The organism is Micromonospora sp. WMMD1274 (genome assembly GCF_049179035.1).
GTDB lineage: Bacteria > Actinomycetota > Actinomycetes > Mycobacteriales > Micromonosporaceae > Micromonospora > Micromonospora tulbaghiae.
In genome coordinates this window covers 90,101-114,306 of sequence record NZ_JBMHMG010000001.1, presented here as the reverse complement: position 1 = coordinate 114,306, position 24,206 = coordinate 90,101, and the positions used below count along the sequence as shown (strand labels likewise).

The window sequence follows — 24,206 nt, the reverse complement described above, 5'->3', positions numbered from 1 at the left end:
GACGATTGCGTCGACCACCCGGCGAGCCGGCGCGGGTGCCGCCTGCTCCCTGCGACCGCGCGGCGAGGATCCGCGATCGGCGACGCGGCGCCCGCCCGGCGTTGGATGATGGCGTGAGTCGTCCATGCACGAGAGGCTTCGGTGAATGACCGAGCAATTGCGGGCGCGCCCGGCGCGCGAGGTGCTCGACGAGCATCTGCGCCTGTCGAACGAGGGCCGGTTCGCCGAGGACATCGAGCGCAACGTGTCGCCGGACTGCGTCGTCCTCGATCGCAGGGGAGTGTTCCGGGGGCACGACGGGGTGCGGAAACTGGCGCAGTGGCTGAGCGCGGAGCTTCCGGGCGCCCACTTCACCTACACGACAGTGCTGACCGAGGATCGGATCGGGTTCCTGGAGTGGACCGCTGACGCACCGGGCGCGCGGGTCCGCGACGGCGCCGACTCGTACGTCATCGAGGACGGCTGGATCGTCGCGCAGACCATCCACTACACGGTGGAATCGACCGCCGAAGCCTGAGCGTCGGACCGGCCGCGGGCGGAGCGCTCACTGGACCGGGACGAAGGTGGCGGCCAACACCCGCCAGTTGCCGTCCTCCCGCACCCACAGCCGGGTGTAGCGCAACCGCGCGGACACGACGGCCCCGCCCTGAACCGCTTCCACCGCAGCGACCGTGCGGGTCACCCCGGTCTCACCGTCGTCCTGGACGTCGAGCGACTCCTCCACCAGGCCGGTGATCCGCAGGGCCCCCGAGCGGTAGCTCTCCAGATCATCCTCCTTGGTGAAGACCGTGCCGTCCGGTCCGGCACCCACGACCCGGGGGTGCAGAAGCGCGTCGAGGGACTCGACATCGGCGGCACGCTGAGCGGCTTGGAGCCGCCGTTCCGCAGCACGAAGATCCATTCACCGATCCTCTCCGGCGCCCCGCACCACGACAAGCGGGTTAGCTCGCGGCAGAACGGCGACGCTGCGCCCACACGCCGGTCGCTGACATCTACCATCCCTGATCATGATCTCGACCATGTGGCGGATACTCACCCGCCAGATCGACCCCAACCCGGCGCAGGACGACGCCGTGCTGCGCGAGGCGTGCACGCAGGCGCGGTACGGCTCCGACATCGGACCGGCCCGGAAGGCTCTGGCCGCCACCCGGGACGACTACGACCGCCGGGCACGGTACGTCCGTGTGCTGGCCGAATCGACCGCTCGCGGGCTGGGATCGCGGGTCGACCGCACGACCGGTCGCGTCGACACCACAGACGCGTGGACCGACCGCTGGGCCTCTCGCGCGCCCGCCGATCCGGACGCCCAGCTCGTCCGTGCCCGTTCCCTGATTGCACGGGCGTGGGAGGTGCGCGGCGGCGACTGGGCCTCCAACGTACGCCGGGAGCAGTGGGCCGAGTTCCACCGCCTGCTGGACATGGCCCGGCAGGTGAACGATGTCGCGATGCGGCTCGCGCCGGACGACCCCACGCCGTGGGCGCACCGGCTGACTCTCATGATCGACGAGAGTGCCCCACTGGAGGACGTCGAGGAGACGTGGCGTGAGCTGACCAAGCGGGATCCCCGGCACCATCAGGGCCACGTGCTGCGGCTGACCTACCACTGCCGGAAGTGGAGCGGCTCGCACGAGGCGATGTTCGGCTTCGCCCGCTCGGTCGCCGCCACGGCGCCCACCGGCTCGCCCCTACTCGTGCTGCCGGTTCGGGCCGCCGCGGAGTGGGCGCTGTGGGAGCAGGATCGCGAACCCCACGGTGGTACCGGCGACGAGGTCGGCGAGCGGTGGCGACAGGATCCGGTCATGCAGTCGGATCTCGACAACGCGCTGAACCGGTGGTTCCACCAGCCGGCGGCCCGGCACGCCGACTGGCTCGACGACGCGAACTTCCTGGCGTACGGGCTGGTGCGCACCGGCCGTGACGCCGAGGCCGTGCCGGTCTTCGCGTCGATCGGCCGGTACATGACCGACGTTCCGTGGGCCTGGTGGGGCGACGAGCGGCACGACGCCGTCTTCCTCCGCGCCCGTCGCCGCGCCCGCCGCGCCGCCTGACCACAGGCGAGGCCGTCTGGTCCGTCGGCTACCAGGCGTCCACCTACACGGGGTACTCGATCGACCAGCCGTACGCCCTGATGCAGTGGAACGGGCGGGCGTGGACGGAGTGGCGGCTGCCGCAACAGGCGCACGTACTGTACAAGGTGGACGCGGCGAGCGCCCGGGACGTCTGGACGGTGGGCGTCCGGCGCCTCGGCGAGTCGTACGCCGGGCACTTCGACGGCTCGACCTGGACGGCGCACGCGCCGTGGCCCGCCCCGGCCGGGACCTCGGGCCTGCTGGACGTGGCCGCCACGGGCGGCGGACGGGCCGTGTTCGTCGGTCACGACGGCGGCCGGCCGCTGGTCGTGGCAGGCGGCAGCGGTCAGTTCGGCCGGGGCGCGGTACCGGGGACGGAATGGCTCAACGGCGTCCTGCGGGCGGTCTCCCGTACTGCGGACGCTGGTGTGTTCGCCGCCGGTGAACGGTACGTCGCCGACGCGCCCTACCCGGAGCCGATGATCGCGCAGCGCGTCGGCGGGGTGTGGCGGGTGGCGCCGCTGCCGTCGATCCCGAGCGCCCGGCTCACCACATCCCGGGGACCTCGTCGTTCTGGGGGAGCGGAACCGTGTCGACCGCCGGGCTCCGCCTCACCGCCGTGATCGAGCGGACCAGCTGAGGGCAGTCGTCGACCGGACTACCGCCCGGTTGCCAGGACCGAACGGGTCAGTGCCGTCAGCCCGGCCTCCCAGCGTTCGTCGGACCAGTCGCGCAGGTGCTCCACCAGGTCGCTGCGCACCGCCGACGTCACGGTGCACGAGACAGCGGACCCGGAGGTGATCGTCGCCGAGTTCACCGCCACCGGCGTCGTCGTCGCCACGGGAGAGCCGTACCGGCTGCGGTACATCGCCGTCCTCACCGTCCGGGCCGGGCGCATCGTGCGCTACCGCGACTACTGGAACCCGCTGGCCGTGCAGGAACTGTTCGGCGAGGGGGTGCGCGCATGATCCTCGTCATCGGAGGCACGGGAACGACCGGCCGGCTCGTCGCCGCGAAACTCGCCGCCGCCGGCCGCCAGGCCCGCGTCGCCAGCCGCCGGGCGTCCGCCGAGGGCGTCCGCTTCGACTGGTACGACCGCGGCACGCACGACACGGCGCTGGACGGTGCGACAGGGCTCTACCTGATCGCGCCCCTCGGCGACGCCGACCCGGCGTCGACCATGCTGCCGTTCCTGGACCTGGCCCGGCGCGCCGGGGTGCGACGGGCCGTCCTGCTCAGCTCGTCGGCGATCGACGCCGGCACGCCCGGACTGGGGGAGGTGCAGGCCCAGCTCGGCGAGATGATCACCGATCTCCTCGGCCGCCCGGTCCGGCACCGCGCCGTCGACGAGGACGCGCTCACCGCGTACCACGAGGCTCACGGCCTCGCGCCCGACTACGCCCGCTTCCTCGCGGGCCTGGACACGGCCGTCGCCGCGGGCTCGGAGGACCGTGTCACGACGACCGTCGCGGACGTGACCGGCCGGCCCGCCCGGACGTTCCGGGACTTCTGCCGCGACCGGCTGGCCGGGGCGCCCTGCGCCGCGGACGCCTGAGATCGGCGTCAAGCAGGGCTTGCGGGTTCCGTCCTGCTCGCGTCGGGCGCCTCGCGCGGCGGCGTACGGCCCGGCACCGGCCCGGTCCGGGCGGCCAGCGACCCCAGCAGGCGCAGGTTGTCGTGCGACGGGCTGCCCGGATCGGTCGTGTAGACGAACAGCGTCTGGTCCGGGTCACCGGGCAGGGCGAGGGCCTCGTAGCGGAGGGTGATCGGCCCGACCGCCGGGTGGTTCATCCGCTTGGTGCCGTGCGTGCGTTCGTGCACGTGACGGCCGTTCCACCAGGTCCGGAACTCCGGGCTCCCGACGGTCAGCTCGCCGACGAGTTCGCTCAGCCGCGGATCGTCGGGATGGCGCCCGGCGTCGAGGCGCAGGGTGCCGACCACGTCGGCGGCCACGGTCGACCAGTCGAGGAAGGCGTCGCGGGCACCCGGGTCGAGGAAGATCCACCGGATGTAGTTGCGGTGCCGCGGCGGCAGAAGTGTCCAGTCGGTGAGGAGCGCACGCGCGAGCGCGTTGGAGGCGAGCACGTCCGTGCGGCGCCCGAGGATGAGCGCGGGATGTTCGGTCATCGAGGCGAGGAGCTGGTGCATCGCCGGGCGGACCCGTTGGGCCGGCGTCTGCCTGCTGCCGCGCCTGGCCGGCCGGGCGAGGTCGGCGAGGTGGGTTCGGGCGGCGTCGTCGAGCCGGAAGACCCGCGCCAGGGCGTCGACCACAGCGGCCGACGGGCTGGTGTGCCGGCCCTGTTCGAGCCGGGTGTAGTAGTCGACGCTCACGCCGGCGAGCATCGCCACCTCCTCGCGGCGCAGTCCGCGGACGCGGCGTCCCTGCGCCTCCGCGGCGATGCCGGCCGCTTCCGGAGTCAGGTCGCTCCGGCACCGACGAAGGAACCGGCCGAGGTCCGATTGTCCCGTCATGACTCGATGATCCGCCGCGACCGCCGTCCGCGACACCGCCTGGGTGGGTACGCCGTTCCCCGGCAGCGCTGGGCCTGCCCGGCCGTGTTCCCGACCCTCCCTCGTACCCACGATGGAGAGGCGTCCCCGGCCGGGGACGCGACGACATCGAGATCCGGGAGTCTCCATGCCCTACCCCACCGCAGGTCCGGCCACGTGGTTCGTCACCGGCACGTCCCGCGGCATCGGCCTCGAACTGGTCCGGCAGTTGCTGGAGCGGGGTGACGACGTCGCGGCGACGACCCGGTCGGCCGAGCGCCTCGGCGCGGCCCTCGGACCGGTCGACCGCGAGCGGCTGCTCGCCCTCGAACTCGACCTGACCGACGCGGCGGCGGTGACGGCGGCCGTCCGGGCCGCCACCGACCGGTTCGGCGGGATCGATGTCGTGGTCAACAACGCCGGCTACGGCTTCCTCGGCGCGGTCGAGGAGGCAGGAGACACCGAGGTCCGGACGATGTTCGAGGTGCAGGTCTTCGGCGTCTGGAACGTGCTCCGCGCGGCCCTGCCCGGCATGCGCGCCGCCCGCAGCGGCCACATCATCAACGTCTCCTCGATCCTGGGGCTGACCGCCTTCCCCGGCTGGGGCCTCTACTGCTCGGCCAAGTACGCCCTGGAGGGCCTGTCGGACTCGCTCGCGGCCGAGGTCGCACACCTCGGCATCAAGGTCAACGTGGTGGAGCCCGGGTACACGCGTACCGACTTCCTGCGCCCGTCGTCGCTCGGCCTGCCGGCGCGCACCACCGACGGGTATGAGGCGATCCGCGAGATGACCGAGGCGCACCTGGCCATGCCCGGCACCCAGCTCGGTGACCCGGTCAAGGCCGCGGCCGCCGTCATCCAGGTGGCCGTCGGCGGCGACGCGCCGCTGCACCAGGTGCTCGGCTCCGACTCCTACGACCTGGCCAAGGCCCGCGTGGCGGCGCTGCTCGCCGACGTCGAGGCCGGCCGCGACCTCGCGCTCAGCACGGACGTCGACGGAGCCTGACCGCGCCGTCGACGGTTCGTGGCGCGCCGCGCGGCAGCTCATCTCGGCGTGATCCGGTGTTGTCGGAGTCCGTGGCTATCCTGTCGCGGTGTCGTACGCCGATCTGAGTTTCTCGCAGTGGAACGCTCTTTCCGACGGCGCTGCCGGCCGGCTGGCCCAGGACATCGCCGCGCGGCACGAGCTGACGGTGGCCGCCGTGCGGAACACGTCGTACGCGGGGCGGTCGCACCGGACGGCGCTGTTCGACCGCGGCGAGATGCGGTTCGCGCTCGTACCCGGCGGCCGGCCGGCGCTCGGCTACGACGCGGGCCGGTTCCGGCCCGGTCCGCGCCAGACCGCCGACTACGCCGACAGCGCCGCCGAGTTCGGGCTTCCGTCCCTGACCGAGTACGTCGAGGCCATGACCTCGCCGGTACGCGACGTCGACATGCCGGCGATGCTGGTCGCGGTGGACGCGTTCGACCCGTGCGAGATTCCGCTGGCGCCGGACGACCCCCGGGTGCGGGAACTGGTCGCGTCGGCCGGAGGGCGAGTCGGCGGGGTGCGCACCGTCGGGTCGGGCGGTGACGGGCTGACCGTCGAGTTCGACCGGACCGGGCAGGTGGTGCGGGCCCGGGCGATTCGCGAGGTCTCCTACGACGAGGCGATGGCCGGGCTCGCGAGCCTCGGCCTGCGCACGGCTACCCCGGACGAGTGGGAGTGGGCGTGTGGCGCCGGTGCGACGACCCTGTTCCGCTGGGGCGACGACTGCCCCGACGACGGCTATCCGTACGACCACAGGACCGGCCCGCACCGGCAGGAGAACCTCTGGGGTCTGGCGATCGGGCAGGACCCCTACCGGCACGAGGTGACGACCGAGCGCACCGTCGTCTGTGGTGGCGACGGCGGCGGTGCCACCTGCGGCGGCAGCGGCTTCTTCCTGGGCTGGCTCACCATCGCGACCGCGTACCGCGACGAGGATTTCGGCCAGTGGTTCGCCTCCGACGACGGGTACGCCGACGAGATCCTGACCCGGCCCGTCGTCGAGCTGGGCTGAGGCCCGGACGGATGCCCGGAAGCCGAGCCGGTCAGGCTGTGCACAGCGCCGCCTGTCATGCTCGAGACGATGACCACCGAGCGTCCCCACGGTTCCGGCCGCCCGCGCCGCCGCGCCCCGCGCGTCCTGCTGGTCGTCGGCGTCCTCGCGGTGCTCGCCGCCGCCGCGGCGGTCGTGGTGCCGCTGGTGCGGCCACCCGGCCCGCGACCGGACTTCCAGCTTCCGGTGGCCTGCGGCGAGACGTGGCGCCTGTCCACCTATCCGGGGCACGACGACTACGACGTCGACCTCTTCCCGACCTCCGGGGAGGCGTGGGGACGGCCGGTGCTCGCCTCCGCCGCCGGCACCGTCACGGTGGCGGGGATCAACGGCTCGCTGGGCGGTCGTACCCCTGAGGATCCGGACGGGCCGCGGGGACGCGGCGGCGGTTACTGGGTCAAGATCGACCACGGCGGGAAGTGGGAGACGCAGTACCTGCACCTGCTCGAACCGCCGTCGGTGAAGGCCGGGCAGCGGGTGGCCCGGGGCGACCAGCTCGGGCGCGTGGGCAGCACCGGGAACTCCGGCGCCCCGCACCTGCACTACGAGCAGCGCCGGGGCTGGGAGAAGGTGGAGGCGTACTTCGACGGCGTACCGTCCGGGATCACGTCCGACGACCGCGAGTACTCGGTGCGGCTGACGAGCGTGAACTGCCCGCCGACGCGCCCGTGACCTGGGCCGTCAGCGTTCGCCGGCGGCCGATCCGGCACGGCGGGCCTTCCCGATCCGGCCGAGGTGGGTGTGCTCGAACCCCTCGGTCGTCTTGAGGCCGTAGCCCAGGGCGCGGTCGACGGCGATGTGGAACACCCACGCCACGGCCAGGACGCCGAGCCAGTCGATCCGGTCGCCGGACGCGGCCGCCGCCACGGCCACCGCGCCGAGCACCGCCGGCAACGTGTACGAGTGCGCCACGTTGTAGCAGGCGGCGCCGACGCGCGGCCCGCGCAGGTAGCCGAGCATGGACAGGTCGAAGACGAGGAACAGGGCGAGCAGCGACCACCACGGGTACCCGGCCGCGACGGTCACGACGACGGCGAGGGCCGCGACGGCGACGGCCTCCGCGCGCTGCGCCGCGACCGGGTTCAGCTGCGGCATCTCCCACCTCGATGTCTGTCCGTGGCCACCGCTCAGGGCCCGATCACCCCGGTGGCCGAGGTGGCCGGCGGCAGCCGGCTCGCGCCGTCACCGGCCCCGACAGGGTACGCGGCGGAGGCCGCGCGCCGGCGACGATCGCGACGGTCAGCCGGCGAAGCGTTGCCGCAACTGGAACTTGAGCACCTTGCCGGTGCCGCCGCGGGGCAGCGCGTCCAGGCGGTGGATGCGGGCGGGAACCTGGTGCGGCTCCAGCCGCTCGGCGAGGAACGCGGCGAGCGTCGCGTCGTCCAGGGCCGGGTCGGCGGCCACGACGGCGGCGACGATCTCGCCGTGCTCCGGGTCGGGCAGCGCGATGACTGTGGCCTCGCGTACCGAGGGGTGGTCGTAGAGCGCGGCCTCGACCTCCAGCGACGACACGAGCTCCCCGTCCGTGGTGATCACGTCGGTCATCCGGTCGAACAGGAACAGCTCGCCGTCGGCGGTGGCGCGTCCGAGGTCGCGGGTGCGGGTCCATCCGCCGGCGTGGACGCGGGCGTTGAGCGCCTGGTCGAGGTACAGCCGCTTGGGCGCCTCGCAGCGCAGCCACACCTCGCCGAGCTCGCCCGGCGGCAGCGGCTCGCCCTGCGGGTCGACGACGCGCATCTCGGTGCCGCGTCCGGGGCGTCCCAGCCACATCGGCCGGTCCGGGTCGACGTTGCCCAGGATGATCGCCGGCACCGCCTCGGACTGCGCGTAGGCGTTGGCGATGGTGGCGTTGGGCATGGCGGCGAGCAGGTCGCGGGCGATGCGCGGCGGCATGATCGCCGACGCGTTGCCGATGGTCTTGACCGAGCCGAGGTCGTAGCGGTCCTGCGGGCGGATGGCGGCGAGCCGGATCGCGGTCCACGGGGTCAGGATGAGCGTCGCGCAGCCGTGCGTGGCGAGCAGGCGGGCGATCTCCTCCGGGTCGTCCGGCGAGCACACGATCAGCGGTGACGGCGTCGTGGTGGCCAGCACCGCGACGGTCGTCGCGCTCGACGTGGTGCCCAGCGGCATCGGCGCGAGCAGCGGCGCGGGGTCGACCAGTTGCCCGAGGGCGGCGGATCCGCGCCCGTACGTCAGGTTGCCGTGCGGGTTGGTGAACGGCTTCGCCGGGCCGGTGGTGCCGGAGGTGTAGAGGATGTCGGAGATGTCCTCGGGGGTGACGCCGGTGTCGACGGCGCCGCTGTCGCCCTGGTCGAGGTCCGCGACGACCACCGACCAGCGTCCAGCGTCGTCCCGCCACGGCGGCAGCGCCGCGCCGCGGATCACGCCGGCCACCGCGCACTGGTCGAACCGGCGGCGCAGTTCCACCGCCGGCATCGTGTCGTTCACGTGTACGGCGGTGGCGCCGGCCTTGAGCACGCCGAGGTAGGCGACCGCGTAGTCGATCCAGTCGTCGCCGCCGAACAGCAGCGCCACCCGGGCGCCCCGGCCGGTGCCGCCGAGCCGGTCGAGCACCGCGCGGGCGACGGCGTTCGAGCGCCGGTCCCAGTCGCCGTAGGTGATCGCCGTCTTGCCGCGGACGTTTATCGCCTCCTGCTCGGGCATCAGGCCGGTGCGGTGCCGGAGCAGGTCGGGCACGACGACCGCGGACGTGGGCACACTCATGGGTCCTCCCTCGGATGGCGCGCTCAACTCCACCGGTACACGCGGTGGAAGTCTTCGATCCGGTCGAGCAGCAGCAGGCCCCGGCCGGCCACGTGGCTGTCCAGCACGGACCGGTAGGGGCCGGTGTCCAGGACGGCGTCGCGGACACCGAAGGCACGGTCGGCGGTGTGCCGGCTCCACTCGTCGAACTCGGCGACGGTGAGCCGGCGGCGCTCCTCGACGGCGCGGGCGAGCGGGCGGGCCGCGAGCCGGCCGGCGGCGCGCTCCGTGACGACCCCGCTGAAGAACTCGGACCCGCAGCCGGAGCCGTAGGAGAACAGGCCGATGCGGCGGGCCACCGTGAAGTCGGCGTGGTCGATCAGCGAGCACAGGGCGAGGTAGAGCGAACCGGAGTAGAGGTTGCCGATCTCGCTGGTGTACGACAGCGACGGGGCCACCCGCGCCGCGAAGTCCCGGTCGATGTCGGCCGGCGCCATGCCCTTGGTCTTGCGCAGCAGCGTGCGGTGGGCGCCCTTGACCATCCCGGCGAAGGGGATGTGGAAGACGAGGTGGTCGAACGTGGTGACGATGTCGGCGCCCTCGACGCGGTCCCGGTAGGCGGCGAAGCACCGCTCCAGGCAGGTGAGGTAGGCCAGCAGGGACAGGTCGGAGTTCACCACGTCGACGTCCGGCCGGGGCCGTAGCGTGTCCATCACCTCCTGGGTGTGGTACCCGCTGGCGCCCAGGTCGAGCCGCAGCACGTCGGGCGTCCGGCTGACAAGCATCGCGACCGCGCCGGCGCCCTCCGACGGCTCGAAGTAGCTGCCGGCCGCCGCGACGCCCGCGATGTCGGTGGCGACCACGAGCGCCCGCGCGTCCGGCGCCGGGCTCGCGGCGATGATCGCCGCCGCGCTCTGCAGGGCCGCGGTGCCGCCGTAGCAGGCGTGCTTGACCTCGAACGACCGGCAGCGCGGCGGCAGGCCGAGGAGGTCGTGGACGTAGGTGCTGATCGGCTTGCCGAAGTCCAGCCCCGACTCGGTGGCCACCACCACCAGTTCGATCGCCTCCCGCTGCTCCGGCGACAGCGCGTCGACCAGCGGCCGGGCGGCGTTGACGGCATGGGTCACCTGGTCCTCGCAGGGCAGGCTCACCGACCGGCGGCGCATCATCAGGTTCGGCAGCCGCGACGGGTCCAGGCCGCGCGCCTCGAACAGGCCCGGCACGTCGACGTACGCCCGCCCGGGGTAGACGTGGAGATCCTCGATGCCGACCGCCGTGGTGATCATCCTCGGGCCTCTCCTCTTCGTGGATTCCTCACCGTCGCGGTCCCTGACGTTGTACGGCCCCGGGCCGGGCGTGTCTGCTCAGAGTTGAGCGCCCCCGACCGGCCCGGCCGGTTACCATCCCGGGTCATGACGAGATACGTCGCTCTGTTGCGCGCGGTGAACATCGGTGGCGGTAGCTCGATGGTGATGACGGAGCTGAAAGAGGTCTTCGTCTCCTGCGGCTTCGACGGCGTGGCGACGTACATCCAGAGCGGCAACGTCGTGTTCGGCTGCCCCGAGACCGACGAGGTCGCGATCCTGGCCGAGATCGACCGGGGCATCAAGCAGCGGTGGGGCCGCGACGTGCCGGTGCTGCTGCGCAGCCTGGCCGAACTCGACGCGATGATCGCCGCCAACCCGTACCTCGACGTGCAGACCGATCACACGAAGCTGCTCGTCACGATGCTCAGCAACGATCCCGGCGCGGACAAGCAGGCGGCGCTCGCCGCCCCGCCCGGCGAGACCGGCACGCTGACGCTGCTCGGCCGGGACGTGTTCGTGCACGTTCCCGACGGGTACGGGCGCAGCAAGCTCAGCAACGCCTTCGTGGAGAAGAAGACCGGCGTGGTCGGGACGACCCGCAACTGGCGCTCGGTGCTGAAGCTGCGCGACATGGCGGCGGCCTGACCGCGTACCCGTCATCGAGGGCTCACCACTGACCGGCCGGACACGGCGCCCGCGGCGCTGTCGCCGGCGTCGGCGCCCTGGCCGAACCGGTCCGCCAGCGACAGCAGCGGGCCGGTGAGCAGCGTCGTGACCAGCGCCATGACGAGCAGGGAGAGGAACAGCGGCGGGCTGAGGATGCCGGCCTGGAACGCGACCTGGAGCACGATGAGCTCGGTGAGCCCGCGCGTGTTGAGCAGGATGCCGATCCGCGCGGCCTCCGCGGGCGGGCAGCCGCCGAGCCGGCCGCCGAGATAGCCTCCGCCGATCTTCCCGACCAGGCCGAGGGCGAGGACGACGACCACCAGCGACCACGGCGTGCTGCCGACCGCGCCGGTCAGCGCGGTGAGCCCGGCGCTCACGAAGAAGATCGGCAGCAGCGACCGCCCGAGCCGCGACACGGCGGCGGTCGGCGCGTCCCAGGGCTCGCCGGGCGGCACCGCCAGGCCGACCAGGATCGCGCCGAACACCGCGGTCAGCCCGAGGAGGTGGACGCCGAAGCCGACCACGAGAGCCACCACGCCGAGAACGACGGCACTGGCGGCCGGCCACCGGCCGCACCACAGTGCCGCCCGGCCGCGGCGCAGCACCCATCGGATCCCGCCGGCCAGCAGCAACGCTCCGGCGAGGACCGCCATCGCACGGCCGAAGGTCGCCGGGTCCCCGGCGCCCAGCCCGACGGCCAGGGACAGCAGCAGCCAGCCGACGACGTCGACGACCACGGCGGCGGCCAGCGCGAGGGCCCCGGCCGTCGTCTCCGTCAGGCCCCGCTCGGTCAGCAGCCGCGCCAGCACCGGTACGGCGGTGATGGACAGCGTCACCGCGACGCCCAGCACGAAGGCCGGCATCGGCGCGTCGCCGCGTACGGCCGGGCCGGCGACGAACTGCACCCACAGCGCGACCAGCACCCCGCAGACCAGCGCCGGGACGAGCGCCCCGGCGGTCACCCAGGCCAGCCTGCGGTCGTCGCGCGCCGGCCCGACCCGTAGCTCACGCGCGAGGCCGACCAGGAAGAGCACCAGCGCGCCCTCGGCGACCAGGCGCAGGAGCGCGCGTACGTCCTCCGGCAGCACCGCCGCCAGCCCGTCGTGACCGGCGAACAGGACGAGGGCCGGGCCGACGAGGAGACCGGCGACGATCTCGCCGATCACCGGCGGCTGCCGCAACAGCCGCGCCGCGGCTCGTCCGGCCCCGCCGACGAGCAGGAGCGCCACGAGCAGCGCGGCTCCGTGCAGGGAGATCAGGACGGCGCTCACGCGGACAGCTCCCGTTCGCCGCGCAGCAGGCGCGCGCCGTTCACCGGCCGGATCGGGTCGGCGCCCCACCGGGCGGGCTCGTACTGCCCGCACTCCACGTACCGGGTCAGCGCCGGCTCGTTGATCAGGAGATAGCCGCCGGGCAGCTGATCCACCAGCTTCGCCGCGCGGAAGTGCTTGAGGAACAGCCCGACGCGGGACCGGGTGGTGCCGACCATGCTGGCCAGCTCCTCCTGGGTGATCTTCGCGTCGATCTGCATGCCGAGGTTGAGCCGGCGGCCCACCTTGCGGGCCAGTCGCAGCAGGGTCGCGGCCAGCCGGTGTTCGCTGTCCATGGTGACCAGTTGGGTGATGGCCTGCTGCTGGTCGAGCAGCTTGGCCATGAGGAACCGGGTGAAGTGCCAGTTGAGCTGCTCGTCGCTGCTCAGCACGTCGAACAGCTTCGCCGAGTTGACTCTCCTGATCACACTGTCGCGCATGGCCCGGGCGGTGTCGTGGCGTGGTCCGCCGAGCAGACCGAGCTCGCCGAACATGTCGCCCCGGGTGTGGATCGACAGCAGGCACTGCTTGCCGTCGGCGGAGGACGCGATGGTCTTGAACTGTCCGACCTCCACGAGGTACATCCGCAGATCGTGGTCGCCGGAGTTGTACGCGGCCCCGCCTCGGGGGACATGTGTGCGGACGGCGAAAGTCGGGTCGTCCCGGATCAGCCGATTCAGCTCGTTACGCAAACTGGTGGTGGCGCCGGCGATTCGCAAGGAGGCCTCCTGGCGCCCGATGTCGGTGCTCGGGCGTGTTGTCAGGTTCCTGAACATTCGCTGGTTAAATGCGTGACGTTATCAATCGTTGACAGTGCAGCCGCAACGCCGCCAAGTAATTTGTCAGCGTGCTGTCGGCATACTGTCGGAATTGCATTACGGCCCGTGCCGGCCGTTCGTCCCGTTGGCCGCCCTCGGTGCGCGGCGTGCCCGGCGCCGGGGCGGGTTCGCCGCATATCCGCAGGTGAGGGGCATCAGACCGGGTGAAGGCATGGCGCGACCTGCGATGTCCATCGATCCGTGGTGTCTGATTCCTTCCACGTTCGGGACGCGTTCATCCAGTGAAGCAAATGCATGCAAGGGGCCTTCCGGAGGGTGTGGGCGACGGTTGCACATACTGCTCGATCGAGCGGTATTAATGCCCGCCGCCATCGTAACTAATTGGGTGACGGGTGTCTACGCAGAGCAATGACCAGGCATTTTGTGACCTCGGGTCGGTTCGTAGGGGGTGATTGTCAGCGGAATGGGAACCGGCTGGTCTTTTTAAGGATTTAGGTCAATTTGCCTCGCTGAGCAGACGCTCGGTGACCAGCTCGGCGTGCCGGGCCCGCCAGTCGGCCAGCGGCTCCGCCGCGACGAGCCGGTTGAACGCCCCGACGTCGGTGGAGGCCGGCACCCGGTAGTTCAGCCGCTGACCCGGCGTGCCGCGCAGGGCCGCGGCGGTGGCCTCCCGGCAGTAGGCGGCGCAGACCGACGCGAGCACACCCCGGTCGTCCCGCCCCGCGACGCCGAGATCGGCGCGCACCTCGTCCAGCGGGCGGCCGAAGTGCGTCCGCTCCAGCTCGGCCAGCCGCCGGGGACCGACGTCGGCCAGCCGGTCGTAACGCAGGAACATCCGGTACAGCTCCTCGGCACGAGCGGCGAACAGCGTGCCCCGGTGCGCCACCGGAGACCGCGCGCCGAGCTCGAACAGGTCCGGATCGGGCGCCTCGCGGACGTCGGTGACGTCGAGCGCGGCGAGCAGGTCCTTCGCCGCGTCCGAGGTGGCGGCCTCGGCGGTGCACTGGTTCACCGTCGTCGTGACCACGAAGTCGGCACCGAGCGCGAGGGCGGCGGCGACGGCCGCCGGGGTGCCCACCCCGGCCACCCCGATCCGCGCCCCCGGCGCCTCCCGGTCGCGCAGGGCCACCAGGGCCGGCACCAGCGCGTGCGCGTCCCGTTCGACGGCCACGTCGGTGGCGACCGCCTCCCGTGCCGCCGCGCCCGCGGACGCGCCGTCCAGGTGCCCGGCGGCGGTCAGCGCCCGTACCGTCGCCGGGTCGGCGGGGCGCAGGAACCGGACCGCGGTGGCCAGATCCGGGGCGCGGACCATGACCTGCCGGGGACCGTCGCCGTGCCGGAACCGTACGAGCTGCGGCGACACCACGGCGAGCGGGCCGGTGACCTCCACATGGCGCACGTCGTGGGCGAGGTACAGGTCGCACAGCGCCCGCTCGTCGCCACCGGACGGCCAGGCCACGCCGTACCGGCGCACGTCGCGCAGCTCGGCGAGCGCGGCCCGGATCTCCGGCAGGGTCAGGCCCTGGGCGCCGAAGAAGCCGAGCAGCCCGGCCCCGGACAGCCGTCGCAGGAACGCCGGTGACGTGACGCCGAACGGTGACGACCCGGCCAGGCAGGCGTACCGGATGCCGTAGTCGGCCCGCAGCCCGGACGAGCCCGCCGGGCGCGGACGCGACGCCGCGGTCGGCGGCGGCCCGGAAGCGGGACCAGGCGCCACCGGCGGCGGCCCGGGGGCGGGACCACGCGCGGCCGGCTCGGACCGCGGCGGCGCGGCCGGCGGAGGCGGCACGGGAGGCGTCACCGGCGAGGGCACCGGAGGAGCGACCGGCGTGGCCGACGTGGGCGGCGAGGCTGGCGTGGGCGGCGGGACGGGCGCGGCCCGGGCGAGCGGCCCGCCGGGGGCGGGCGCCGGCAGGCTCCCGGCGGCCCGGCGCCACATCTTGGTCAGCACCTCACCGGGACCGACCTCGACCGGCTCGGTCACCCCCGACCGGGCCAGCAGGCACATCGTGTCCCACCACCGGACCGGCTCGACGAAGTGCCGCAGCAGCGTGCCCGGGATCTCGCCCGCCACGTGCGGCGCCCCGGTCACGTTGCTCACCACCGGGATCGACGGCGGCGCCGGCGCGACGTCGCGCAGGGCCACCGCGAACGCCTCCGCGGCGCCGGCCATGAACCGGGAGTGCGCCGGCACGCTGACCGCCAGCGGCACACACCGGCCGGTGCCGTGCCGCCGCACCGCGTCGACGACCGCGCGGACGCCCGCCGCGCTGCCCGCCAGCACGAACTGGTCGGGCAGGTTGTGGTTGGCGAGGTCGACGTCCGGGATTTCGGCCAGCAGCTCCGTCACCCGCGACAGCGGCAGGCCGAGCACCGCCACCATGCCGCCGCCGGTCACGCTCTCCATCAACTGTCCACGACGGACGACCAGGCCCAGCGCGCTGTCGAAGTCCAGGCAGCCGGCGAGGTGCAGGGCGGCGTACTCGCCGAGGCTGTGCCCGGCGACCACCTCGGGCGGCGGCCGGCCGTCCGCCAGCGCGGCCCGGGCGGCCAGCACGCTGACCAGGAACACGGCGGGCTGCACGTACCGGGTACGGCCGAGGTACTCGCCCCGGGCGTCCCGGCACAGCTGCGCCGGTGGCACACCGATGATCCGCTCGGCGGTGGCGCACTCGGCGGGGAACCGGTCCAGGAGACCCTCGCCCATGCCGGGGTGCTGCGAGCCCTGCCCCGGGAAGACCCACGCGCGCACGGCGATCACCGTTCCCAGGGGTAGCGGCCGTGCGCGACGAACTCCGTGATCCGCTGCCGGACCGCGGGCGCGGACATCAGCCGGCCGAACTCGGTCACCGCGTGCTCGCGCAGCCGGTCGTCGACGCCGGAGAACGCCCGGAAGTACCGCTTGGCGTCGCCGACGACCACCGGGTCGAGGCGGTTGAGGCGGAACAGCAGCTGCCGCAGCACCGTCTCGGGACGCTCGGCCACCTCGTCGACGAGATGGATCCGGTACGCCTCGGCCGCGGAGATCGTCTGCGTGCTCAACGTCGCGGCGTACGCCTTCTGGAACCCGACCCGCCGCACCAGGAACGGCAGCACGCAGCAGGGCAGCAACCCCCACAGCGCCTCCGGCAGCGCGAACGTGCTGCGGGCGGTGGCGTGCACGAAGTCGCTCGCGGCGGCCAGCCCGACACCACCACCGGCGACCTGCCCGTCCACCTGGGCGATCACCACCCGCGGCACGGTGGTGAAGCGTTCCAGCAGGGCGAAGAACGCCGCGCCGCCGTCGGAGGCGCCACCGTCGCCGGCGGCGCTCTGGAAGTCCATGCCGGTGCTGAACACGCCGTCCCGCCCGGCCAGGACCACCGCCCGGCAGGCGGCGTCGCCCTCGGCCTCGTCGAGCGCCGCGTGCAGCTCGCGCAGTGTCTCGTCGTCGATGCCGTTGCGTCGCTCCGGCCGGGCCAGCGTGACGCGCAACAGCCCGGGCTCGCGCCGGAGCTCGATCGTGCGGTACGCCATCGGTGCTCAGGCCGTGCCGCTCGGCACCTGCGGCAGCAGCAGCGTGTCGCGGATGCTGCCCTCGATGAACAGCCGGTCCCAGGTGCCGCCGCCCTTGGACTCGTGCAGCCGGCGCCGGCCGAACACCTCGGTGGCCATCTCCTTGCTCCGCTCCAGCTCGGCCAGCTCGTGGTAGTCGTCGACGCTGCGCAGATGGATCAGCTGGAACAGGTGGTCCTGCTGGCCCCAGGTCTGCTCGTACAGCGTCGCGGTGACCCGGCCGGCGAGCCGCTCGTTGACGAAGTGCTGCCAGTGGGCCGCGTACATCCGGCCCTCCTCGCGGAACTCGTACTTGACGTCCGAGGTCCGCATGACGATCGCGCCCGCGGTCGCCGAGTTGATCTGCTGCTCCGGCGGCTGGTTGAGCTGGGACGAGGCGGGCGGCACGAAGGTCGCCGGCTCCGCGTCGTCGCCGTCGTGGTCCATCCCGTGCTGCGGTACGAGCACGTCCTCGTGCAGGCTGCGGTGGACGAAGATGCGGTCCCAGTTGCCGCCGCCCTTGTGCGGCAGCCGGTCCTCGTCGGAGATCCGGCGGAACTCCAGGTCGTGGTCGACCATGTTGAGCAGGATCCGGTAGTCCTGCGGGGACTTCAGGTGGATGAACCAGTGCATCCGGTCCCGGCCGCCGAACACCTCCTCGAAGGCGAACGAGGTCGCCACGCCCTCCTGCGAGGTGTTGATGTACTGCAGCAGGTCCACGCTGAACTGGCGCCCCTCGGCGGCGAACCCGTAGGCCATCTGGCCGACCCGGTGCAGGATGAAGCCGGAGTTGAGCGTGTGCAGCACCCGCTCCAACGGCAGCGACGATTGGTTCAGCGCGCGGTACGGCTCGACCGTCGTGGTCATCGGTTCGCTCCTCAGGTGAGATCGCCGGTTCCGGCCCGTTTCTACGGGGACGGCCGACGGCGTGTCTGCTCACGGTTGAGCGGGCGCCGCAAGCAAGCGGCCTGCTCAACGTTGAGCAGGCGAAGCGGGTACGACTGCCTAGCGTGATGTCTCGGCCGGGATCCACGGCCGTCGACCCTTCCCAGGCGGGCAGGTGCCGTGACGCAACAGACCGATCCAGCCCACGCCGTTGTCCTCTCCGCCGCCGATCCGGAGCGGCTACGCCGGTCCGCGCACCGGCTGCGCGAGCACGTCTCCGCCACGGAGCCGGCGCTCGACCTCGCCGACGTGGCGTACACCACGCAGGTCGGCCGGATGCCGTTGCCGCACCGGCTCGCCGTGCGGTGCGCGAGCGTCGCGGAGCTGGTCGGCGGACTCGACGCCTACCTGCGGGGCGAGGCCCGCGGCGGGGTGCTGCACGGCGTCGCCGGGGCGCCGTTCGCGCCGGCCGCCGCGCCGACCGACGCCGACGCCGCCGCGGACTGGGTCGGCGGCGGCCTGGTCGACTGGCGGCGGTACTGGCCGGGACCACGCCCGCGGGTGCCGCTGCCCGGCTACCCCTTCGGTGCGGCGCCGCCGGCCCCGCCCGCCGCACGTCCGCGCGACCCGGCCGGGTCGCTGCGGGCCTACCTGGTCGAGGTGTACGCCGAGGTGTCCGGCCTGCCCGCCGAGTCCGTCGACCCGCTCCTGCCGCTGGCCGAGCTGGGCCTGTCGTCGTTCCTCGTCACGCGGCTGACCGCCCGGCTGGAGAGCGACCTGGGGGAACGGTCGCGGACGCTGTTCTTCGAGCACGCCACGCTCGCCGAGGTCGCCGCGGCGCTGGCGGCCGCCGGCCGCACCGCGCCCGCCGGGGCGGTTCCCGCCGAGTCCGCCGAACCCGCCGCCGCACCCGCGGTGCCCACCGGTTCCGCCGCACCCGACACACCGCCCGCCCCGGCCGTCGTGCCGGCCACGGCCGTCGTGCCGGCCCCGGCGGTCGCCGTGGAGCGGGAGCCGGGGGAGGAGCGCGAGACGGAGATCGCGGTGATCGGCGTCGCGGGACGCTACCCGCGCTCGCCCGACCTCGACGCGTTCTGGGACAACCTCGCCGGCGGCCGCGACTGCGTCACCCCGCACCCGCCGGAGCGCGCGCGACCGGGATGGCCGACCCACCTCATGGACGGCGGGTACCTCGACGACGTCGACCGGTTCGACCCGCTGCTGTTCGGCATCACCCCCCGCGACGCCGCCCTGATGGACCCGCAGGAGCGGCTGTTCCTCGAAGTGACCTGGGCCGCGCTGGAGAGCGCCGGGTACACCCGCGCCCGGCTCCGGGAGCGGCACCACTCCTCGGTCGCCGTGTACGCCGGCGCGATGTGGAACGAGTACCCGCTGTTCGGGGCGGAGCGGACCCTGCGCGGCGTCCCGCAGGACTCCGGCGCGACGCTCGGCGGCATCGCCAACCGGGTGTCGTACTGCTTCGACCTGCACGGCCCCAGCCTGACCGTGGACACGATGTGCTCCTCCGCGCTGGTCGCGCTCGACCTCGCCGTGCAGAGCCTGCGGCGCGGCGACGCCGAACTGGCGGTGGCCGGCGCCGTGAGCCTGTCGCTGCACCCGAACAAGTTCATCCAGCAGCACCGGATGAAGCTCACCGCGAGCGACAGGCGCAGCCGGACCTTCGGCGCCGGCGGCGACGGGTTCGTACCGGCCGAGGGGGTCGGCGCGCTGATCCTCAAGCCGCTGCGGCGGGCGCTCGACGACGGTGACCCGGTGCACGCCGTGATCCGCGGCACCGCGGTCGTCCACGCCGGACGGACGAACGGCTACATCGTGCCCAGCCCGGTCGCGCAGGCCGACGTGGTACGGCGGGCGCTGCGCGACGCCCGCACCGGACCCGCCGAGATCGGCTACGTGGAGGCGCACGGCGCCGGCACGGCACTCGGTGACCCGGTCGAGATCGACGGCCTGACCCGGGCGTACCGGGACGCGGCCGGGACCGACCTGCCGCCGGGCGGCATCCCGATCGGTTCGGTGAAGTCGACGATCGGGCACACCGAGGCCGCCGCCGGGCTCGCCGGTCTCACCAAGGTCATCCTGCAACTGCGGCACGGCGTGCTCGCGCCGTCGCTGCACGCCGACGAACTCAATCCGAACATCTCCTGGGACGCCGTGCCGTTCCGGGTGCAGCGGCAGCGGGCCGAGTGGACCGGTCCCCGGGTCGCGGGCGTCAGCTCGTTCGGCGCCGGGGGCACCATCGCCCACGCGATCGTCGCCGCGCCACCCGCCCGTACCCGGCCGGTCGCGCCGCCCGGACCGCAGCTCGTCGTCCTGTCCGCCTACGACGAGGACCGCCTCGACGAGGTGGTGCGACGGCTCGTGGCGTACCTGCGCCGGGACCGCGGACCGAGCACGGCGGACCTCGTCGCGGCGGTCCGGCGGATCGCCGCCGGGGAGCATGCCGGCTCGGCCGCCGACCACGCCGCAGCGCTGCTGGCGCACGACGGGCCGGCCCTCGCCGACATCGCCTACACGCTCCAGATCGGCCGGGAGCCGCTGCGGCAGCGGCTGGCGGTCGTGGTCGAGGACGTCGCGACGCTGTGCGAACGCCTCGCCGCCTACCGCACCGACCCCGCCGTGCTGCGCGGGCGCGCCCCCGCGGCACCGGACCCGGACGCCGCGCCGCCGGCCGGGGCGAGCCTGACCGACCTCGCCCGGCACTGGGTGAACGGCGGAGCCGTCGACTGGGCCGCGCTCCACGGGCCGGGCCGCACCGTCGTGGACCTGCCGGCGTACCCGTTCGCCCGCATGCGGTGCTGGGTGCCCGAGGACGTACCGGCCGGTGCCGGGCCCTCCGGCACGCAGACGCCGATCGCCGTGCCGTCGCCGGCCGCCGGGCCGTCGCCGATCGCCGGGCCGTCGCCGATCGCCGGGCCGTCGCCGGCCGCCGTGCCGACGCCGGCAGTCGGGGCGTCGCCGGCAGTCGGGGCGTCGCCGGTCGTCGCGGCGACGCCGACGCCGGTCGTCGAGCCCGCGCCGGCCGCGGACGTGCCGCTCTACGCCAAGGGGTGGGAACCGGACCCCGATCCCGGACCGGCCGCGTCGCCGGTGGCCGGGGTGATGCTGTGCGTCGGCGGCAGTCCCGATCTCGTCGCCCGCCTCGGCGGCCTGGCCGTGCACGACGTGGCGGACCTCGCCGCCGTGCTGTCCCGCGTGCCCGGCGTCGGCGGACTGGTCGGCCTGCCCGGCGGACCCGGCTGGGAGACCCGGGTACGGATGGTGCAGCGGCTGCTGGCCGAGCGTCCCACCACGCCGTTGCGGATCCTGGAGACGGCCGTCGACGATGTCCGCACGGCCGGCTTCGTCAAGGTCCTCGGCGCCGAGTACGCCCGCGTCACCGCCACCGTGCTGCACACCGACCGTCCCGGCGACGACACCGACCTCGCCGCCCGGATCCTGGCCGAATGGGTACGGGCCGACGCCTACGGCGAGGTCCGGTACGCCGGCGGCCGGCGCTACCGGCCGCGCGTGGACCTCGTACCGGCGCCCCATGCGCCGCTGCGGTGCGACCCGGCCGGGGCGTACCTGGTGACCGGCGGCACCCGGGGCGTCGGCGCGCTCGTCGCCCGGCACCTGGCCGCGCACGGCGCCAGGTCGATCGCCCTCGTCGGCGTCCACGCGGACACCGGGGTCGCGGACGACCTGCGCGCCCGCGGAGTGCGCGTGCTCCAGCACGCCGGTGGGTTCCCCGGTGTCGAGGAGTTCCTGCGGCAGGTCCGCGCCGAACTCGGCCCGCTGCGGGGCGTCGTGCACTGCGCCGGTGTGGAGAGCCGCGGCAACCCGGCGTTCCTGCACAAGGACCTGGCGGACGTACGTGCGGTGATGGCGCCCAAACTGGACGGCTTCGAGACCCTGGCGCCGCTGTGCGCCGCCGACCCGCTCGACTTCTTCCTGGTGTTCTCCTCGGTGTGCGCCACGGTGACCGGGCTGGCGGCCGGGGTCTCCGACTACGCCGCCGCGAACATCGCCGTCGACGAGCTGGTCCGCGCGCGGATCGCCGCCGGCCGTACCGAGTTCCGCTCGGTCGACTGGCCGCAGTGGGCACAGACCGGGTCCACGAGCGGACGCCCCAACCCGTGCGCGCCGGCCGGTCTCGCTCCGCTGGACGACGCCGCCGGACTACGCGTCGTCGACCGCGTACTCGCCCTGCCGTCCGGCGCGGTGGTGCTGCCGTGCCCGCCGCTCGGCGACGCCCCCGACCCGGACGCCCTGCTGCGGCTGCGCCCGCGCCGTCCGGCGCCGGCGGCACCCACCGCCGCGACCGGCGCTCCGCCCGCCGGTACGCCCGCTCCGGCCCCGGCCCCGGCGCCGGCCCCGGCCTCGACCTCGGCCCCGCCGTCGGCCGTGGCTGCGGGCGCGGCACCAGGTTCGGCTCCGGCCCCGGTCACCGGAACGGCGCCGGCCCTGACTACGGGCACGGCTTCGGCCGCGGTGGCGTCGGGCGGGCCGGCGGCTCCGCCGGGGTGGCTCGTGGGCATCTTCTCGGCGGCGCTGGGCATCCCGGAGCGCGACCTCGACCCGACCGTCGAGTTCGGCGACCTGGGCGTGGACTCGGTGCTGCTCGGCGAGCTGCTGGTCCGCATCGAGGAGCGGCTCGGCGCCCACCTCGACCCGGCGACGCTGCTGCTGCACCCCACGCTGGAGCGGCTCACCGCCCACCTCGGCGTGCAGGCCGCGCCCCCCGAGCCCGAGCCGGTGACCGCGCCCGAGCCGGTGACTGCGGCCGAGCCGGTGACCGCGCCCGTACCCGTGACTCCGCCCGAGCCGGTGACCGCGCCCGAAGCGGTGACGGTGGCCGTACCCGTGACTGCGCCCGTACCCGTCGATCAGCCTGTGCCGACGGCGGCGCAGGCGGCCGGCGGCCGGACGCGGGCGCACCTGGACGGACGGGTGGCCGTGATCGGCATGGCCTGCCGGTTCCCGGGGGCGACCGACGTCGCGACGCTGTGGGACAACCTGCTGCACGGGCGCTGCGCGGTCACCGAGGTGCCGGCCGAGCGCTGGGACCACCGCCGCTGGTACTCGCCGGAGCCCGGCCTCGGACGGTCGATCAGCAAGTGGGGCGGCTTCGTCGAGGGCATCGAGTGGTTCGACCCCGGCTACTTCGACATGGGCGACGACGAGGCCCGCTGCCTGGACCCGGCGATCCGGATGTTCCTGGAGGGCACCGCGGAGTGCCTCGCGGAGGCCGGGTACGCCCCGGACGAACTGCGCGGCCGGCGCGTCGCCGTCGTGGCCGGAGCGCGGCTGTCCGACTACGGCCGGCGCGTCCCGATCCGCACCGACGTCCTGCGCTCCGACCAGAACTTCATCGCCGCCCGCGTCGCGCACCACTTCGACCTGCGTGGCCCGAACCTGGTCGTCGACAGCGCCTGCTCGTCCTCGCTCGTCGCGGTGCAGGTCGCCTGCCGGAGCCTGCTCGCGGGGGAGTCGGAGCTGGCGGTCGTCGGCGGCGTCGAGGTGCTGCTCGACCCGGAGACGTACCTCGATCTGAGCGCCGCCCGGGCGCTGTCCCCGACCGGCCGGTGCTGGACGTTCGACGAACGCGCCGACGGCTTCGTACCCGGCGAGGGCTGCGGCGTGGTGCTGCTCAAACCGCTGGCGGCCGCGCTCGCCGACGGCGACCGCGTCCACGCCGTGATCGACGGCGTCGCGGTGAACAACGACGGGCACACCATGGGCGTCACCACCCCCAGCCCCGCCGCCCAGGCCGACGTGGTCCGGCAGGCGCTGGCCGCCGCCGGCCGCCGTCCCGCCGACATCGCGATGCTGGAGGCCCACGGCACCGGCACGCTCATCGGCGACCCGATCGAGCTGCGCGCCCTCAACGACGTCTTCGGCGACCGGCCCGGCGGCCGGATCGAGATCGGCAGCGTGAAGTCGAACCTGGGCCACCTGCTCAGCGCCGCCGGCATGGCCGGGCTGTTCAAGGTGGCGCTCGCCCTGGAACACGGCACGATCCCGCCGACGCTGTTCTGCGACACCCCGAACCCGCGGTTCGACTTCGACCGCTCGCCGCTGCACCCCACCACGGAACCGGTCGGCTGGCCCGCCGGATCCGAACGCGTGGCCGGCGTCAGCTCGTTCGGTCTCGGCGGCACCAACGCCCACCTCGTGCTCAGTGGCGCGCCACCGGGGCCGGTCCGCCGGGCGCCGCTGCCCCGGCCGGTGTTCCGCCGCCGCCGGCTGTGGCTCGACGGCGACGCGCCGGCCGAGGCGCCACCCCCGGCCCGGCCGGACGCGGGCGAGCCACTCACGGCGTCCCTGCTGCGACTGCAACTCGTCACCACCGACTGACCAGCGAACCGGAGGCAGGTTCCCG

General features: G+C 74.1%; 20 protein-coding genes. 10 read left to right on the top strand and 10 right to left on the bottom strand.

Features of this window, described 5'->3' with window-relative positions; all coding sequences use genetic code 11:
- The first annotated feature begins 145 nt into the window (after positions 1–145).
- Positions 146–517 (top strand): nuclear transport factor 2 family protein, encoded by a 372-nt coding sequence (locus ACN27D_RS00325; RefSeq protein WP_364806732.1) that lies wholly within the window; start codon positions 146–148, stop codon positions 515–517.
- Positions 518–544: 27 nt separating this feature from the next.
- Here ACN27D_RS00325 and ACN27D_RS00320 read toward each other — a convergent pair whose 3' ends face one another.
- Positions 545–901: a nuclear transport factor 2 family protein gene (locus tag ACN27D_RS00320; RefSeq protein WP_121684907.1), complete on the bottom strand. Its 357-nt coding sequence runs from the start codon at positions 899–901 to the stop codon at positions 545–547.
- Positions 902–1,007: 106 nt separating this feature from the next.
- On the opposite strand from ACN27D_RS00320, the gene ACN27D_RS00315 reads away from it, so the two are divergent.
- From ACN27D_RS00315 to ACN27D_RS00300, 4 genes are all read left to right on the top strand, one after another.
- Positions 1,008–2,048: a DUF4034 domain-containing protein gene (locus tag ACN27D_RS00315; protein ID WP_421498204.1), complete on the top strand. Its 1,041-nt coding sequence runs from the start codon at positions 1,008–1,010 to the stop codon at positions 2,046–2,048.
- Positions 1,982–2,692, top strand: a complete 711-nt coding sequence (locus ACN27D_RS00310; RefSeq protein WP_421498203.1) for a hypothetical protein — start codon at positions 1,982–1,984, stop codon at positions 2,690–2,692. The genes ACN27D_RS00315 and ACN27D_RS00310 overlap by 67 nt, the downstream gene beginning before the upstream one ends.
- A 150-nt stretch (positions 2,693–2,842) precedes the next feature.
- Positions 2,843–3,037, top strand: coding sequence for a nuclear transport factor 2 family protein (locus ACN27D_RS00305; RefSeq protein ID WP_358171486.1), 195 nt, complete (start codon positions 2,843–2,845; stop codon positions 3,035–3,037).
- Complete coding sequence (locus tag ACN27D_RS00300) at positions 3,034–3,624, top strand: hypothetical protein (protein WP_421498202.1); 591 nt, start codon at positions 3,034–3,036, stop codon at positions 3,622–3,624. Before ACN27D_RS00305 ends, ACN27D_RS00300 begins: the two co-directional genes overlap by 4 nt.
- 8 nt (positions 3,625–3,632) lie before the next feature.
- Here ACN27D_RS00300 and ACN27D_RS00295 read toward each other — a convergent pair whose 3' ends face one another.
- The gene (locus tag ACN27D_RS00295; protein ID WP_421498201.1) at positions 3,633–4,541 is read right to left on the bottom strand and encodes a helix-turn-helix transcriptional regulator; all 909 of its coding nucleotides are present in this window, start codon (positions 4,539–4,541) and stop codon (positions 3,633–3,635) included.
- 166 nt (positions 4,542–4,707) lie between these two features.
- Here ACN27D_RS00295 and ACN27D_RS00290 point away from each other — a divergent pair, with 166 nt between their 5' ends.
- The 3 genes from ACN27D_RS00290 to ACN27D_RS00280 all read left to right on the top strand — a co-directional run bounded on the left by ACN27D_RS00290 (position 4,708) and on the right by ACN27D_RS00280 (position 7,312).
- Positions 4,708–5,565, top strand: coding sequence for an SDR family NAD(P)-dependent oxidoreductase (locus ACN27D_RS00290; protein WP_358171490.1), 858 nt, complete (start codon positions 4,708–4,710; stop codon positions 5,563–5,565).
- Positions 5,566–5,653: 88 nt separating this feature from the next.
- Positions 5,654–6,601: a hypothetical protein gene (locus tag ACN27D_RS00285; RefSeq protein ID WP_421498200.1), complete on the top strand. Its 948-nt coding sequence runs from the start codon at positions 5,654–5,656 to the stop codon at positions 6,599–6,601.
- A gap of 69 nt (positions 6,602–6,670) precedes the next feature.
- Positions 6,671–7,312: a M23 family metallopeptidase gene (locus ACN27D_RS00280; protein ID WP_421498199.1), complete on the top strand. Its 642-nt coding sequence runs from the start codon at positions 6,671–6,673 to the stop codon at positions 7,310–7,312.
- A 9-nt stretch (positions 7,313–7,321) separates the two neighbouring features.
- On the opposite strand, the gene ACN27D_RS00275 is transcribed toward ACN27D_RS00280, so the two are convergent.
- From ACN27D_RS00275 to ACN27D_RS00265, 3 genes are all read right to left on the bottom strand, one after another.
- Positions 7,322–7,735, bottom strand: a complete 414-nt coding sequence (locus tag ACN27D_RS00275; RefSeq protein ID WP_421498198.1) for a DUF4260 domain-containing protein — start codon at positions 7,733–7,735, stop codon at positions 7,322–7,324.
- Between the two features lie 144 nt (positions 7,736–7,879).
- Positions 7,880–9,364, bottom strand: a complete 1,485-nt coding sequence (locus ACN27D_RS00270) for a class I adenylate-forming enzyme family protein (protein ID WP_421498197.1) — start codon at positions 9,362–9,364, stop codon at positions 7,880–7,882.
- A gap of 23 nt (positions 9,365–9,387) precedes the next feature.
- Complete coding sequence (locus tag ACN27D_RS00265) at positions 9,388–10,629, bottom strand: hydroxymethylglutaryl-CoA synthase family protein (RefSeq protein ID WP_120569393.1); 1,242 nt, start codon at positions 10,627–10,629, stop codon at positions 9,388–9,390.
- A 126-nt stretch (positions 10,630–10,755) separates the two neighbouring features.
- Between ACN27D_RS00265 and ACN27D_RS00260 the strand changes: the two genes are divergently transcribed.
- Positions 10,756–11,295: a DUF1697 domain-containing protein gene (locus ACN27D_RS00260; protein WP_421498196.1), complete on the top strand. Its 540-nt coding sequence runs from the start codon at positions 10,756–10,758 to the stop codon at positions 11,293–11,295.
- An 11-nt stretch (positions 11,296–11,306) separates the two neighbouring features.
- On the opposite strand, the gene ACN27D_RS00255 is transcribed toward ACN27D_RS00260, so the two are convergent.
- The 5 genes from ACN27D_RS00255 to ACN27D_RS00235 form a co-directional block, all read right to left on the bottom strand.
- Positions 11,307–12,587 carry a cation:proton antiporter gene (locus ACN27D_RS00255; protein WP_421498195.1) on the bottom strand — a complete coding sequence of 427 codons (1,281 nt, stop codon included), beginning with the start codon at positions 12,585–12,587 and terminating at the stop codon, positions 11,307–11,309.
- Positions 12,584–13,345 carry a Crp/Fnr family transcriptional regulator gene (locus ACN27D_RS00250; RefSeq protein ID WP_120573730.1) on the bottom strand — a complete coding sequence of 254 codons (762 nt, stop codon included), beginning with the start codon at positions 13,343–13,345 and terminating at the stop codon, positions 12,584–12,586. Before ACN27D_RS00250 ends, ACN27D_RS00255 begins: the two co-directional genes overlap by 4 nt.
- A 556-nt stretch (positions 13,346–13,901) precedes the next feature.
- Positions 13,902–16,157: an acyltransferase domain-containing protein gene (locus tag ACN27D_RS00245; RefSeq protein WP_421498194.1), complete on the bottom strand. Its 2,256-nt coding sequence runs from the start codon at positions 16,155–16,157 to the stop codon at positions 13,902–13,904.
- 5 nt (positions 16,158–16,162) lie between these two features.
- Positions 16,163–16,921 carry an enoyl-CoA hydratase-related protein gene (locus ACN27D_RS00240; RefSeq protein WP_120569397.1) on the bottom strand — a complete coding sequence of 253 codons (759 nt, stop codon included), beginning with the start codon at positions 16,919–16,921 and terminating at the stop codon, positions 16,163–16,165.
- Positions 16,922–16,927: 6 nt separating this feature from the next.
- Positions 16,928–17,806 carry a DUF6039 family protein gene (locus tag ACN27D_RS00235; protein ID WP_252447856.1) on the bottom strand — a complete coding sequence of 293 codons (879 nt, stop codon included), beginning with the start codon at positions 17,804–17,806 and terminating at the stop codon, positions 16,928–16,930.
- A 198-nt stretch (positions 17,807–18,004) separates the two neighbouring features.
- Between ACN27D_RS00235 and ACN27D_RS00230 the strand changes: the two genes are divergently transcribed.
- Complete coding sequence (locus ACN27D_RS00230) at positions 18,005–24,181, top strand: SDR family NAD(P)-dependent oxidoreductase (RefSeq protein ID WP_421498193.1); 6,177 nt, start codon at positions 18,005–18,007, stop codon at positions 24,179–24,181.
- Positions 24,182–24,206 lie beyond the last annotated feature (25 nt).